Source organism: Planomonospora algeriensis, assembly GCF_977012225.1.
Genome location: NZ_CDRNDK010000146.1, coordinates 1 through 13,693, shown reverse-complemented (window position 1 = coordinate 13,693; position 13,693 = coordinate 1). Strand labels below are relative to the sequence as shown.

Annotated in this window: 15 protein-coding genes; 5 read left to right on the top strand and 10 right to left on the bottom strand. The window is 70.8% G+C overall.

The annotated features are described in order from the left end of the window. Positions 1–35: 35 nt before the first annotated feature. The gene (locus ACWJ6R_RS16970; protein ID WP_449063148.1) at positions 36–413 is read left to right on the top strand and encodes a hypothetical protein; all 378 of its coding nucleotides are present in this window, start codon (positions 36–38) and stop codon (positions 411–413) included. Positions 414–444: 31 nt separating this feature from the next. On the opposite strand, the gene ACWJ6R_RS16965 is transcribed toward ACWJ6R_RS16970, so the two are convergent. Continuing rightward, a complete protein-coding gene (locus ACWJ6R_RS16965; RefSeq protein WP_449063147.1) occupies positions 445–1,179 on the bottom strand; it encodes a hypothetical protein in 735 nt (244 codons plus the stop codon). Positions 1,180–1,314: 135 nt separating this feature from the next. Beyond that, positions 1,315–1,677, bottom strand: coding sequence for a DUF488 domain-containing protein (locus ACWJ6R_RS16960; protein ID WP_449063146.1), 363 nt, complete (start codon positions 1,675–1,677; stop codon positions 1,315–1,317). A 212-nt stretch (positions 1,678–1,889) separates the two neighbouring features. Between ACWJ6R_RS16960 and chvE (ACWJ6R_RS16955) the strand changes: the two genes are divergently transcribed. Both chvE (ACWJ6R_RS16955) and ACWJ6R_RS16950 read left to right on the top strand, forming a co-directional pair. After that, positions 1,890–2,981 carry a multiple monosaccharide ABC transporter substrate-binding protein gene (chvE, locus tag ACWJ6R_RS16955; protein ID WP_449063145.1) on the top strand — a complete coding sequence of 364 codons (1,092 nt, stop codon included), beginning with the start codon at positions 1,890–1,892 and terminating at the stop codon, positions 2,979–2,981. Positions 2,982–3,076: 95 nt separating this feature from the next. Continuing rightward, complete coding sequence (locus tag ACWJ6R_RS16950) at positions 3,077–4,690, top strand: methyl-accepting chemotaxis protein (RefSeq protein WP_449063144.1); 1,614 nt, start codon at positions 3,077–3,079, stop codon at positions 4,688–4,690. 137 nt (positions 4,691–4,827) lie between these two features. Here the strand turns inward: ACWJ6R_RS16950 and ACWJ6R_RS16945 are convergent, their stop codons facing one another. The 3 genes from ACWJ6R_RS16945 to ACWJ6R_RS16935 form a co-directional block, all read right to left on the bottom strand. After that, entirely contained in the window at positions 4,828–5,367 is a 540-nt protein-coding gene (locus ACWJ6R_RS16945; protein WP_449063143.1) for an N-acetyltransferase family protein, read from the bottom strand. A 65-nt stretch (positions 5,368–5,432) separates the two neighbouring features. After that, on the bottom strand, positions 5,433–5,936 hold the full coding sequence (locus ACWJ6R_RS16940; protein ID WP_449063142.1) for a nuclear transport factor 2 family protein: 504 nt from the start codon (positions 5,934–5,936) through the stop codon (positions 5,433–5,435). 175 nt (positions 5,937–6,111) lie between these two features. Then, positions 6,112–6,492: an ArsR/SmtB family transcription factor gene (locus tag ACWJ6R_RS16935; RefSeq protein WP_449063141.1), complete on the bottom strand. Its 381-nt coding sequence runs from the start codon at positions 6,490–6,492 to the stop codon at positions 6,112–6,114. Positions 6,493–6,569: 77 nt separating this feature from the next. Here ACWJ6R_RS16935 and ACWJ6R_RS16930 point away from each other — a divergent pair, with 77 nt between their 5' ends. Further along, a complete protein-coding gene (locus tag ACWJ6R_RS16930) occupies positions 6,570–7,661 on the top strand; it encodes an NADH:flavin oxidoreductase/NADH oxidase (RefSeq protein WP_449063140.1) in 1,092 nt (363 codons plus the stop codon). Positions 7,662–7,751: 90 nt separating this feature from the next. Here ACWJ6R_RS16930 and ACWJ6R_RS16925 read toward each other — a convergent pair whose 3' ends face one another. After that, positions 7,752–8,537, bottom strand: coding sequence for a DUF2306 domain-containing protein (locus ACWJ6R_RS16925; protein ID WP_449063139.1), 786 nt, complete (start codon positions 8,535–8,537; stop codon positions 7,752–7,754). Between the two features lie 77 nt (positions 8,538–8,614). On the opposite strand from ACWJ6R_RS16925, the gene ACWJ6R_RS16920 reads away from it, so the two are divergent. Then, complete coding sequence (locus tag ACWJ6R_RS16920; protein WP_449063138.1) at positions 8,615–9,214, top strand: TetR/AcrR family transcriptional regulator; 600 nt, start codon at positions 8,615–8,617, stop codon at positions 9,212–9,214. A gap of 169 nt (positions 9,215–9,383) precedes the next feature. Here ACWJ6R_RS16920 and ACWJ6R_RS16915 read toward each other — a convergent pair whose 3' ends face one another. The 4 genes from ACWJ6R_RS16915 to chvE (ACWJ6R_RS16900) all read right to left on the bottom strand — a co-directional run bounded on the left by ACWJ6R_RS16915 (position 9,384) and on the right by chvE (ACWJ6R_RS16900) (position 13,381). Further along, positions 9,384–9,986, bottom strand: coding sequence for an ABC transporter permease subunit (locus tag ACWJ6R_RS16915; protein WP_449063137.1), 603 nt, complete (start codon positions 9,984–9,986; stop codon positions 9,384–9,386). Next, positions 9,914–10,648: an ABC transporter permease subunit gene (locus ACWJ6R_RS16910; protein WP_449063136.1), complete on the bottom strand. Its 735-nt coding sequence runs from the start codon at positions 10,646–10,648 to the stop codon at positions 9,914–9,916. The genes ACWJ6R_RS16915 and ACWJ6R_RS16910 overlap by 73 nt, the downstream gene beginning before the upstream one ends. Continuing rightward, positions 10,648–12,177, bottom strand: a complete 1,530-nt coding sequence (mmsA, locus tag ACWJ6R_RS16905; RefSeq protein WP_449063135.1) for a multiple monosaccharide ABC transporter ATP-binding protein — start codon at positions 12,175–12,177, stop codon at positions 10,648–10,650. Before mmsA ends, ACWJ6R_RS16910 begins: the two co-directional genes overlap by 1 nt. A 73-nt stretch (positions 12,178–12,250) precedes the next feature. Beyond that, a complete protein-coding gene (gene chvE, locus ACWJ6R_RS16900) occupies positions 12,251–13,381 on the bottom strand; it encodes a multiple monosaccharide ABC transporter substrate-binding protein (RefSeq protein ID WP_449063134.1) in 1,131 nt (376 codons plus the stop codon). Positions 13,382–13,693: the final 312 nt, after the last annotated feature.

Below are 13,693 nucleotides of genomic sequence, written 5' to 3'. Positions count from 1 at the left end.
ACGTGTTCACAATGAAACTTTGAGTGATGGAGGGCGTGCGCACAAGCGGAACGGCGGCCGGCGGCCGCGCGTGCGGCGGCGGGCGCGGCGGCCGGCGGCGTCCGGCGCAGCCCGGCTGCGGCGGGTTCGCGCCGGTGGCGGGGGAGCGGGTCCGGATCGAGGAGACGCCGTTCCTGACCCAGGTCGACGTGCGGGCCGACCCCCGGGGTGAGGCCGCGGCCGGGATCACCGCGGCCCTGGGCGCACCGCTCCCCACGCGGCTCGGCACGTACACGGAACCCGTGGCCGGGCTCCCGCCCTGCTCGGTGTCCTGGCTGGGACCGGACGGGGAGTTCCAGATCTTCGTCCGGTCGTCGTTCGCCGCCTACCTGTGGGCCTGGCTGCTCGACGCGGCGACGGAGCAGCTGCGCTGAGGGGCCGCCGTACGGCCGGGCCGGGGAGAGGTCAGGAGACCTTCGAGGACGGGGCCTTCCAGGTGTTGCACGCCTTCGGGCCCCCGGACCGGTAGCCCTGCTCGAACCAGTGGACACGGTTGGCGGGCTTGCCGTACCAGTCGAACCGGTCGTACTCCTCCGGCGTCTCGGCGTCGAGGAGGGGCTTCCAGTTCTTGGCCGTACGCCCGAGCACCTTCATCGACACGCCGGTCAGGCAGTCGGACTGGAGGTAGAAGCGGTATGTCTGCTCGTTCATCTCGGCCTCGATCCCGCTGCTCGGCAGTGCCCACCAGGTACTGCTGATGTCGGTCTGCGACTGAATGATCTTGGCGTACGCGCGGGTGAGCTCGATGAGAATGGCCGTTCCGGATTTGGCCTTGATCCAGTCGGGGCGGAGCTGCACGTCGATGGTGCCGTAGCAGGGATTGGCGAAGGAGCCGGATATCTCCATGCCGGAGAGGCAGACGCGGCTGCTTTCGATCTTTTTCTTGACCTTCACTCCCACCGGGGAGAAGTCCTTGACGCTCTTGCGCCAGGAGGAGTTCAGGCAGCCGACGATCTTAGTGATCCACTTCGTCGTGGATGCTTCGGAGATGCCCTTGACCGCCTTGCAGGAGACGGAGGGAAGCTTGCCGTGCTTGTAGAGCGGGTTGTGGGTCAGCTCGGGAGCGCCCTGAATGGGATAGGAGGACGCGGCGGCCGTACCGGAGAACAGTAGGACGGCGGTTCCGGCAGCGGCCGTCAAGGCGCGGATCATCATGAAGCATGATCGTAGAGGGCTGTCCTGAATCTTTTCATATCGATATGTGAGCAATGTTCATGAGCTTGGAAGATCCGGTGCGGTGCCCGACCGCCTGGGGGGCCGGACGTGGCGGTTCGCTCAAGCGGGTGCGCGCAGCAGTTCGGCGAGGACGGCGGCGTGGCTGTGCTCGGCGTCCCGGGTGGCGGTGAGCAGGGTGACCGCGCCGTCCCGGAGGAGTCCGCGGAGCCGTTCCAGGGCCGCCCGCCGGTCGGGGCCGGCGAGCTCGCCCAGGTAGCGCTCCCGGAACTCGCCGAACCTCTCGGGCACGTGGCCGTACCAGGTGCGCAGTTCGCCGGAGGGCGCGACCTCCTTGAGCCACCCGTCCAGGGCCGCGGCCTCCTTGGACAGGCCGCGCGGCCAGATCCGGTCGACCAGCACCCGCGTCCCGTCCTCGGGTGAGGGGTCGTCGTAGACGCGGCGGAGCCGTACGTGAGATGCCATGGTGCCCCCGTTCCCAGGTTCGGCCGTCCCCCGGAAGCATGCCCGCCACGGCCCCGCGTACCCCGCGTTCCGGGGCCCGCGATCCGCTGCCGGATTTCGTTCAGATCACCGTCCGGGACGTCGATTGATCCGGGGGAGCGGCGGCCGCCGTCTTCAGCCGCCGGAGGACGCCTCCGGCGGGTGATCCCCGAAAGACCTGCTGGAGGACGAGAGTGCGCAGCACGATTCCGAAGATCGTCGTCGCGATGGGCGCGCTGGTGCTGACGGCGGCGGGCTGCGCCGTCGACGGTGCCCCCGCCTCCGGGCCGGCCGACCGCGGCACCGTCGGGATCACGCTGCCGACGACGGCCCGGCCGCGCTGGATCAAGGACGGCGGCAGCATGAAGAAGCAGCTGGAGCTGCTCGGTTACAAGGCCGACCTGCGCTACGCCGAAGACGACGCCGCCACCCAGGCCGACCAGGTCGAGGAGATGGTGGACAACGGGGTCAAGGCCCTGGTCATCGGTGCCATCGACGGCCCCGTCCTGAAGGACGTGCTGGAGAGGGCGGCCGCGGACGACATCCCGGTGATCTCCTACGACCGGCTGCTGCGGGGCACGCCGAACGTCGACTACTACGCCACCTTCGACAACTTCCGGGTCGGCGTGCTGCAGGGCAGGGCCATCGCCGACGGGCTCGAGCTCGCCACCGCCAAGGGCCCCTTCAACATCGAGCTGTTCGGTGGGTCGCCCACCGACAACAACGCCACGTTCTTCTTCAACGGCGCGATGAGCGTGCTGCAGCCCCACATCTCCTCCGGGAAGCTGGTGGTCCGCAGCGGTAAGCACAAGTTCGCCGACATCACCACCGTCGGCTACGAGACGAAGCTGGCCCAGACCCGCATGGCCGGACTGCTGGCGAAGCACTACCGCTCGGCGTCCGTCCACGCGGTGCTGTCGCCACTGGACCGGATGTCCCTGGGAATCGTCGCGGCCCTCAAGGAGGCCGGGTACGGCACCGCCGCCAAGCCCATGCCCGTGGTGACCGGTCAGGACGTGGAGGTGGACTCGGTGAAGCTGATCGCCGCGGGCGAGCAGAGCCAGACGGTGTTCAAGGACACCCGGGAGCTGGCCAAGGTCGCGGTGCGGATGACCGACATGCTGCTGCGCGGTGAGACGCCCGAGGTCAACGACACCGAGCAGTACCACAACGGTGCGAAGACCATGTCCACCTTCCTGCTGCAGCCGGTGGACGTCGACGAGTCGAACTACCGGCGCATCCTCGTCGACAGCGGCTACTACACCGCCGAGCAGCTCGGCGGTTGAGCGTCCCGCGGACCGAGGCGTGGCCCGCCCCGGTCGTCGCCCCCGCGGCCACCCCGATCATGACAGCGCCATCGGCGCGTAAGGAGCCCCTTCCCGTGGACGTTACGTCCGACCACATCCTCAAGCGCCGAGGCAGGCTGGTGACCGGCTTCCTCAACCGGCCCGTCGCCGTCAAGCTCATGACGCTGGTCGGCGCCAGCCTCCTGGCGCTGACCGCCTGCTTCGCCGTCACCGTCGTCAACAACCGCTCGGTCGACGCGGCGAACGAGCGCCTCAACCGGCTCAACGAGGCCAACGCCGTCGTCCTGCAGCTGGACCGGATGGCCGCCGACCTGAAGGTCGACGGCCTGGAGGCGGTGACCCGCGACGACCCCGCCCGGCAGCGGGAGACGCTCGAAGCCCAGGTCGAGAGCACCCGGGAGATGCTGGAGCGGTTGAAGGCCATCGACGTCCCGGCCGATCAGCGTGCCTCGGTGAGCCGCATCACGACGGTGTTCACCGAGTACATCGACGTCATCGGGCACTTCGTCGACAGCGCGGCGGCCGACCAGGCCCAGGCGCGGCGCAGCTGGCAGCAGGTCGGCGTCGACAACTACCTCACCAGCGCGGTGACCCGCAACGAGCGGGTCTTCTTCGCGCAGAGCATCGAGCAGGCGCAGGCGGACGCCGCCGCCAGCCGTGAGCGGGCGACGCAGCTGATCCTCGCCACCGTGGTGGTCACCGCCGTCATCCTGATCCTGCTGGCCCGCGGCGTGGTGATCTCGATCACCCGTCCGCTGCTGCGGGTGCGCCGCTCCCTGGCGGCCATGGCCGACGGCGACATGACGGTCGCCAGCAACGTCACCACCACCGACGAGGTGGGCCAGATGGCCCGCGCGATGGACCAGGCGCAGGCCAGCGTCCGGACCGTGGTGAGCTCGGTGGCGGCCTCGGCGCAGGCGGTCGCCGCGGCGGCCCAGGAGATGGCCTCGGCCACCGACGCGATGGCGGAGTCGGCCCGGCGCACCGCGTCCGAGGCGCAGGCCGTCTCCGACACGGCGGCGTCGGTGTCGCACAACGTCGAGATGGTCGCCACCGGTTCCGAGGAGATGGGCGCCTCGATCCAGGAGATCGCGGGCAGCGCCCTGGGGGCCGCCCGGGTGGCCGGGCAGGCGGTGGAGGTGGCCGGTCAGACGACCGTGCAGATCGGCAAGCTGGGCGAGTCGTCCAGGGAGATCGCCACCGTGGTGGCGCTCATCACCTCGATCGCCGAGCAGACGAACCTGCTCGCGCTCAACGCCACCATCGAGGCGGCCCGGGCGGGCGAGAGCGGCAAGGGATTCGCCGTGGTCGCCAGCGAGGTCAAGGAGCTGGCTCAGGAGACCGCCCGCGCCACCGAGGACATCTCCCGGCGGGTGCAGGCCATTCAGGACGACACCGCGGGGGCCGTCACCGCGATCGGCCGGATCAGCTCGGTGATCGGGCAGATCAACGACTCCCAGGGCGTCATCGCCAGCGCCGTCGAGGAGCAGACGGCCACCACCAACGAGATGAGCCGCAGCGTCACGGCGGTGGCGGAGGGCTCCCGTGACATCGCGGAGAACATCGCCGAGATCGCGAGCGCGTCGCAGACGACGACCGAGGGTGTCGCCCGCTCCCAGCAGGCGGTCGGTGAGCTCAACGCGATGGCCCGCGAACTGCGGGACCTGGTGGCGCACTTCCGCTGCTGACGCGTTCCGCCGCCCCGGCGCCCGGCCTGATGCGGCCCGGTGCCGGGGCGGCGCCGATTCGGCGGCCCGGCCCGGGACGACCCCGGAGCGATCCGGATCCGTCGGCCGCCGCCCGCCGATCGTGCCCGCCCGGGGTTCTACCGGTCGAGCCCGCCGCCGGGCGGGCGGGTGGCGGCCGCGAGGCCGTGCAGCACCTCGCCGTCGAGCCGCATGACCTCGATCTCGTCGAGCGCGCGGGCGCGCAGGCGGCGGTAGAAGCGCAGGGCGGGGTCGTTGGTGCGCAGCACCCACCACTCGAGGCGGCCGCAGCCGCGCTCCACCGCGAGCCGGGCGAGGTGGCCGAGCAGGGCCCGGCCCAGTCCGCTCCCTTGGTGCTCGGGGCGGACGTACAGGTCGTCGAGGTGGATGCCGGGCCGCCCGACGATGGTGCTGTAGGTGGGATAGAACAGCGCGAAGCCGGCCGGTTCCCCGTCGACCGTCGCGACGACGGCTTCGGCCACCGGACGCGGGCCGAACAGGGCCTGCGCCAGGTCCTGCGGCCGGGAGGTGACCTCGCCGGGGAACTCCTCCAGCTCGGCGAGCTCGACGACGAAGCGGTGCAGCACGTCGACGTCGCCGGGCTCCGCGGGTCGGATGAGCGGCTTCGTACGGATCTCAGGGGATTTCAGATCGTCCACCCGGGCATTGTGCACCACTCCGCCGGGCCGACCCCGCCCGAGCGCGGGGTCGGCCGCGGGCCGGGTCAGCCGCGGGTGGCCGGCGGCCAGCCGTGGCCCCAGCCGCCTTGCACCATGGTCTGGAACGCCCACCCGTCGGCGGTGCGCACCAGCAGGTCGGCGTAACGGGTCGACTGCCGGTTCCCCTCTTCGTCGGTCATCGTCGCCTCGGTCTCCACCAGCACGAGGTTGGCGGTGAGGAAGCGCGGGGTCCGGACGGACTCCATCGCCAGGCCGGCCGTGCCGCCGCCCATGACCTCGGTCATCACCTCGACGAACTCCTCGCGGCTCCACTGCCGGACGGCGGCGGACCCGCCGGGCACGTCGGTGGCCAGGTTGAGCGGGAAGACCGCCAGGTCGGCGATCTCTCCGACGGCCCCCCGCTCGGCCAGCGCGTCGTACTCGGCGAACCACGCCTCGACGCTCGCCAGGTCGTCGGCGCTCGGCGTGAAAGCCCCGTTCTCCGCCCCGGTGCCGTTCTCCATGTCGTCGTGCCGCACCGTCGTCTGCTCCACCGTCGTCTGCTCCACTGTCGCTCCCTTCCGTCGAAACCTTCTCGTGCACTGTACCGTACGGTGTACGGAAATGGGGGTGCGGCTGGAGAGCGATGATCGGTTCCTGTCGGTCCGCCGAGGGGCGGCCCGCGACCGCCCTACCGGCCCGCGGACCGTTCGGGGGCGGCGGCCCGCGTCCGCGCTGCCGGGGCTAGCCTGCGGACTGCTTGGAGGCCGCGGCGACGACGCTGTCCAGGAGTCCCGGGAAGAGGGCGTCGAGGTCGTCGCGGCGCAGAGAGTTCAGCTTGGCGGTGCCGTGGTAGACCTGCCGGATGACCCCGGCCTCGCGCAGGACGCGGTAGTGGTGGGTGCCGGTGGACTTGCTGACGGCGAGCTCGATCTCCGAGCACGGGACGCCGCTCCCGGCCTCGGCGAGGAAGCGCACGATCTCCAGGCGCATGGGGTCGGCGAGGGCGTGCAGCACCGCCTCGAGCCGGATCTCCCCGGTGTCCGGATGGTCCAGGATCCGCGCGGACATCGGCATCCCCTCCTCGTCGCGGTTGATCGTACGACATCCATCGTAGTTTGACATTTATCGTAGTACGAGGATTATCGTATTAACGGCCGATCCCCGGCGAGCGGCCCCCCGACGAGCGAGACGAGGTCCCCGTGCTGTTCGAGCCCATCACCCTGCGGTCCCTGACGGTCCCCAACCGGGTCTGGATGGCCCCGATGTGCCAGTACTCCGCCGCGACGGACGGCCCGGAGACCGGAGTGCCGCACGACTGGCACTTCTCCCACCTCGCCGCGCGGGCGGTGGGCGGCGCCGGGCTGATCCTCACCGAGGCCACGGCGGTCTCCCCGGAGGGCCGGATCAGCCCGGCCGACCTCGGGCTGTGGAACGAGCGGCAGGAGGAGGCGTTCGTCCGGATCACCCGGTTCCTCAAGGAGCACGGCACGGTCCCGGGCATCCAGCTCGCGCACGCCGGGCGCAAGGCCTCCACCGACCGGACCTGGCTCGGCGGAGGGCCGGTCGGCGAGGCCGGCGGCGGCTGGCGGCCGGTCGCGCCGAGCCCGCTCCCGTTCGCGCCCGGCCACCCGGTCCCGCACGAGCTGACGGCGGACGAGATCCAGCGGGTCGTCGGCGACTTCGCCCGGGCGGCGGAGCGCGCGCTGCGGGCGGGCTTCCAGGTGGCGGAGGTGCACGGCGCGCACGGCTACCTGATCGGCGAGTTCCTCTCCCCGCACAGCAACCGCCGCACCGACGGCTACGGCGGCTCGTTCGACGGCCGGGTCCGCCTCGCCCTCGAGGTCGTCGACGCCGTGCGGGCCGTCTGGCCCGAGGACCTGCCGGTGTTCTTCCGCGTCTCGGCCACCGACTGGCTCACCGAGAACCCCGAGGACGAGCGGGAGGGCTGGACCGCCGACGACACCGTCCGCCTGGCCAAGGAACTGCTCACCCGCGGTGTGGACCTGCTCGACACCTCCACCGGCGGCAACGCCCCCGGCGCGCGGATCCCCACCGGCCCCGGCTACCAGGTGCCGTTCGCGGCCCGGGTCCGCGCCGAGACCGACCTGCCGGTCGCCGCCGTCGGCGAGATCACCGAACCGCGCCAGGCCGAGGAGATCATCGCCTCCGGGCAGGCCGACGCCGTACTGCTCGGCCGCGAGCTCCTGCGCAACCCGTACTGGCCGAACCTGGCCGCCCGGGAACTGGGCGCGCAGCCCCGCTGGCCCGACCAGTACCACCGGGCCGTCTGACCCTCCGGGGCGCCCCCTTCTTGATCTTGACGGTGGGACTGCCGGACGTTCGGCACTCCCGTACGGCGGCGGATGCGGCCGGAACGGCGGCTACCCGACGGCCGGAGCTGAGACGGCGGGCGCCGTGGAGGCCGCGGCCGCGGACGGCCCGCCGCTCTGCAGCCGGTAGGACGGCAGGCCGCGCCGCCGGATCAGCCACTCGGCGACGATGATGTTCGGCAGCCAGCACAGGAACGGCACCGCGTGGTAGGCGTTGGCGAACACCGCGTCGAAGCCGGCGTCCATGTCCGCGAACGGCGCCTGCGTCATGATGAGGACGCCCAGCCAGGTCCGCAGGGTCACCGCGGCGTAAGTGAGCGCGTAGTTGCGGATCATCCAGGCCTGGTGGCCGGCCGGGTCGCCGGCGCGGATCGCCCGGTAGGCGCGCAGGGCGGTGTATCCCCACAGCAGGGCCAGTGCGCCGAACCCGAAGAAGCCCACCATCCCGGCCGAGTTGAACGGCGCCATGACCAGGGAGGAGGCGCAGCCCACCGCGATCGAGCCGAGGTAGATCCGGCCGATGACGCGGTGCGCGGTGCGGAACCGGCCGCGCAGCCGGCGGGAGAACTGCCAGGGCCCCAGCGCGAGGGCGATCGAGGCGCTGACGACGTGGATGTAGAAGGCCGCCTGCACCGCGGGTGGGGCGTCGGCGTAGGCGCTCGCCAGGCCCGCGTCGTCGGCGGCCAGGGTGCGGAGGCTGCCCTGCGCGTAGAGGGCGAGCGAGTAGCCGGTGATCGCCAGTGCGGTCAGCAGGACCACGGTCCAGCCGACGCGGGACCGGGGGCGGGTTCGCGGCCGCGGCGCCGGGCCGGGTGCCGCGGTGGTGACGCCGGGCATGCGTTCTCCCCATCGATGTTTAAGGCATTCACAATGTGAGCGCCTTAAACATAAGGGGTGATGTTAGAGTCGTCAACATGTCCGACGGTGACCGCACCCGAACCTCCTACCACCACGGTGCGCTCCGGCGGGCGCTGCTCGACGGCGCCCGCGACCTGCTCGCGGAGCGGGGCGCGGCCGCGTTCAGCCTCAGCGAGCTGGCCCGCCGGGTGGGGGTGAGCACCGCCGCGCCGTACCGGCACTTCGCCGACAAGGACGCGCTGCTGGACGCCCTGGCGGAGGAGGGGTACGTGGCCTTCCACGCCGGACTGGAGGCGGCCGCGCGCGCGGCCGCCGACCCCGGGGACCGCGTCGTCCGGCTGGGCGTGGTCTACCTGCGCTTCGCGGAGGAGACCCCCGCGCTCTTCGAGATCATGTTCCGGGACCGGCCGGGCCGCCCGTCCGGTCCCGCCACCTTCGAGCTGCTGGTCACCGCGGTGGGGCAGGCGCAGGACGCGGGCGCGCTGCCGTCCGGGCAGCCGCCGGTGGTCCTGGCCAGGACGATCTGGGCGCTGCTGCACGGGCTCGCGATCCTGGTCGGGCAGGGCGGCTTCAGCAAGCTGGGCATCGGGGAGTCCCGGGAGCGGCTCGTCGCCGAGAGCATGGCGGCGTTCCTGCGGGCCCGGCCGGAGGGCTGAGGGCGGACGTCTCTCCCGGCGGGCCCCGCCGCTCGCTGGAGGCGGCCACCGGACCGGGCGGCCGTCCGGCGCCCTCTGTGCGGCGAATCCACACCGGATGTACGCCGAGGGCCCGCCGTACCGCCGGAGGAGACCCCGGTGGCACGGCGGGCCCGGTGGGGGCGGCCGCTCAGCCGCCCGCGCCGGCGCGGCGCTTGGTCCAGACGTCGAAGGCGACGGCGATGAGCAGCACCAGGCCCTTGAAGAGCATCACCCGCTCGCTCGGCGCGCCGATGAGGGACATGCCGTTGTTGATCACGGCCATGATGAGGCCGCCGGTGATGGCGCCCACCACCTTGCCGACGCCGCCCTGCACGGCGGCGCCGCCGATGAACGCCGCCGCGATGGCGTCCAGCTCGAAGCTGTTGCCCGCGGTGGGACCGGCCTGGTTGAGCCGCCCGGCGAAGATGATGCCGGCCAGGGCCGAGAGCACGCCCATGTTGACGAAGAGCCAGAACGTGACGGACTTGACCTTGATGCCGGACAGGCTCGCGGCGTGCAGGTTGCCGCCGATGGCGTAGATGTGGCGGCCGAAGACGGCGCGGTTGGTCAGCAGCGTGTAGCCCAGCACGAGGACCGCGAGCAGCACCAGGACCCAGGGCAGGTTCTTGAACCGGGCCAGCTGCACGATGACCGTCATCACCACCGCGGCGGCGGCGATCATCTTGAGCGCGAACAGCGGCAGCGCGTCGACCTGCTGCCGGTAGCCGACGCGCGCCTGGCGGCCCGCCACTGGGTGCCGACGATCCCGGCCACGATGGCCAGGCCGACGATCAGGGTGAACAGGTCGGCGCCGCCGAGCGGGCCGAGGCCGACGTTGCCGAGGAAGCCGGGCAGGAAGCCGTTGGCCAGGGTCCGGACCTCGTCGGGGAAGGGGCCGATGCCCTGGTTGCCGAGCACGGTGAGGGTCAGCGCCCGGAAGATCAGCATTCCGGCCAGGGTGACGATGAACGCCGGGATGCCGAAGTAGGCGACCCAGTATCCCTGCCAGGCCCCGATCAGCGCGCCGACCAGGAGCGTGATGAGGAGCGCCGGCGGCCACGGCATGCCCATGTCCACCATCAGCACCGCCGCGACGGCGCCGCTGACCGCCACCACCGAGCCGACCGACAGGTCGATGTGGCCGGCGATGATGATCAGGATCATGCCGATCGCGAGGATCAGGATGTAGGAGTTCTGCACCATGATGTTCGAGATGTTCTGCGGACTGAGCAGACCACCCTCGGTCAGGATGGAGAACAGGACGATGATCAGCGCGAAGGCGATGTAGATGCCGCTCTCGCGCAGGTTGAAGGAGAACCGGCCGCCCGATGCCTTCGCGGGGGGCGGGCCGTTGCCCACGACCTCGGCACCCGCCTCGGACGCGAGCGCCTTGCCCCTGCTCGTCTGTGCCATTACTCCTTCTCCTTGGTCATGAACTGCATGAGGCGCTCGGGGGTGGCCTCGGCTCGCGGCACCTCGCCGGTGATGCGCCCGGCCGACATCGCGTAGATGCGGTCGCAGAGACCGAGCAGCTCGGGAAGCTCCGAGGAGATCACGAGCACGGCCCGGCCCTGGTCGGCGAGCTGGTTGATGATGGCGTAGATCTCGTACTTGGCGCCCACGTCGATGCCGCGGGTGGGCTCGTCCAGGATCAGCACGTCGGGGTCAGTGAAGATCCACTTCGAGAGCACGACCTTCTGCTGGTTGCCGCCGCTGAGCTTGCCGGTGACCGCCAGCACGCTGGGGGCCTTGATGTTCATGTCGGCGCGGAAGCCGTCGGCGACCTCGTGCTCCCGGTTGCCGTCGATCCAGCCGCGCCTGGCCAGCTTGCCCAGCGCGGCGGCCGAGACGTTGCGCTGGATGTCCTGGATGAGGTTGAGGCCGTACCGCTTGCGGTCCTCGGTGGCGTAGGCGATCTTGTGGGAGATGGCCTCGCTGACCGAGCGGAGCTGGATCTCCCTGCCGTCCTTGTAGACGCGCCCGGAGATGCCGACCCCGTAGCTGCGGCCGAACACGCTCATCGCCAGCTCGGTACGGCCTGCGCCCATGAGACCGGCCAGGCCGACGATCTCGCCGCGGCGCAGCGTCAGGTTGGCGCCGGAGACGACCGCGCGCTCGGGCTGGGCCGGGCTGTGCACGGTCCAGTCCTCGATCCGCAGCACCTCCTCGCCGATCGTGGGCTCGTGCGGCGGGAACCGGTGCTCCAGGTCGCGGCCGACCATGCCGGAGATGATCCGGTCCTCGGTGACCTCGCCGCTCGCCATGTCCAGCGTCTCGATGGTCCGGCCGTCGCGGATGATCGTCGTGGAGTCGGCGATGGCTTTGATCTCGTTCAGCTTGTGCGAGATGATCACTGAGGTGATGCCCTCGTCACGCAGCCCGCGCAGCAGGTCGAGCAGGTGCGCGGAGTCCTCGTCGTTGAGCGCCGCGGTCGGCTCGTCGAGGATGAGCAGCCGGACCTGCTTCGACAGCGCCTTGGCGATCTCGACGAGCTGCTGCTTGCCCACCCCGATGTCCATCGCCCGCGTCACCGGGTTCTCCCGGAGCCCGACCCGCTCGAGGAGCGCGGCGGCCTCGGCGTTCGTACGGTTCCAGTCGATCAGGCCGCGCCGGGTCCGCTCGTTGCCGAGGAAGATGTTCTCGGCGATCGACAGGTACGGGCTGAGCGCGAGCTCCTGGTGGATGATGACGATGCCGCGCCGCTCGCTGTCCCGGATGCCGGAGAACCGGCACGGCTCGCCGTCGAAGACGATCTCGCCGTCGTAGGAGCCGTGCGGGTACACCCCGGACAGCACCTTCATCAGCGTCGACTTGCCGGCGCCGTTCTCGCCGCAGATGGCGTGGATCTCGCCGCGCCGTACCGCCAGGTTGACGTCCTGGAGGGCCTTGACGCCCGGGAACGTCTTGGTGATGCCCCGCATCTGAAGTATGTGGTCGGTCATGCCGTCCGTCTCCCCCTCGCGACCGGCGCCGGGCCGGCCCTTCGCGGGAAGGGCCGCCCCGGCGCCGCGCCGGCTACTTGAGCTGGTCCTCGGTGTAGTAACCGGAGTCGACGAGGATCTGCTTGTAGTTGTCCTTGTAGACCACGACGGGCTCGAGCAGGTAGGACGGGACGACCTTGTTGCCGTTGTCGTAGTCGGTGGTGTTGTTCACCTCGGGCTTGCCGCCCTTGAGCACCGCGTCGGCCATCTGGACGGTGACCTCGGCGAGCTTGCGGGTGTCCTTGTAGATCGTCGCGTACTGCTCGTCGGCGATGATCGACTTCACCGAGGCGACCTCGGCGTCCTGGCCGGTGACGACCGGGTAGGGCTGGTCGGCGGTGCCGTACCCGCTGCTCTTCAGCGCCGACAGGATGCCGATGGACAGGCCGTCGTACGGCGAGAGCACGCCCTGGACCTTGGCGTCGGAGTAGGCCTTGGTGATCAGGTCCTCCATGCGCTTCTGCGCGGTGGCCGGGTCCCAGCGCAGGATGGCGACGGTCTTGAAGTCCGTCTCACCGCTCTTGACGACCAGGGTGCCCTTGTCGATGTACGGCTTGAGCACCTCCATCGCGCCGTTGTAGAAGAAGGTGGCGTTGTTGTCGTCGGGCGAGCCGGCGAAGATCTCGATGTTGAACGGGCCCTTGGCGTCGCCGTCGGAGCCGTCGGCCTTCTTCAGCCCGAGGCCCACCAGCAGCGAGGTCGCCTGCTGCACGCCGACCTTGTGGTTGTCGAAGGTGGCGTAGTAGTCGACGTTCGGGGTGTTGCGGATGAGCCGGTCGTAGGCGATCACCGGGATCTTGGCGTCGGCGGCCTGCTGGAGCTGCGTGGTGATCGCGGTGCCGTCGATCGAGGCGATGATCAGCAGCTTGGCGCCCTTGGTGATCTGGTTCTCGATCTGGTTGACCTGGGTGGGGATGTCGTTCTCGGCGTACTGCAGGTCGACCTGGTAGCCCAGCTTCTCCAGGGAGCCCTTGACGTTGTCGCCGTCGTGGATCCAGCGCTCGGACGACTTGGTGGGCATGGTGACGCCGACGAGGGCGCCCGCGGCCGACCCCGCGCTCGGCGCCGCCTCCTGGTCGACCGTCTTGGTGGCCGAGCCGCAGGCGGTCATCGCCAGGGCCATCGCCAGGCCGATCGGCACAGTGGCCAGCTTCGCGAGCCTCATGTTCTCTCCTTCAAGTGACGCGGACGCATTCACGGCCGCTGCGACCGCGGCCCCTCCGCCGCGTCGCCCGGGTCTCTTGGTGCTCATCGGCGGTGTTAGCGTTCACATTTAGCGGTGGCGAACATCCCGACGAATGTTTCAGGGGTGTGAACAGTTATCAAATGCCCAGGCAGGCCGCTAGTCAAGGTTTGTGACAGCACCGTGACATCACGGTCGGGCAGGGTGATCGGCGAAGGTCCAGCGGACGATCACCGCGGCCGTCCGGAGAGGTCCGGCGGCGGGTCGAGGGGCTGGGCGGTGGTGGGGACGGCG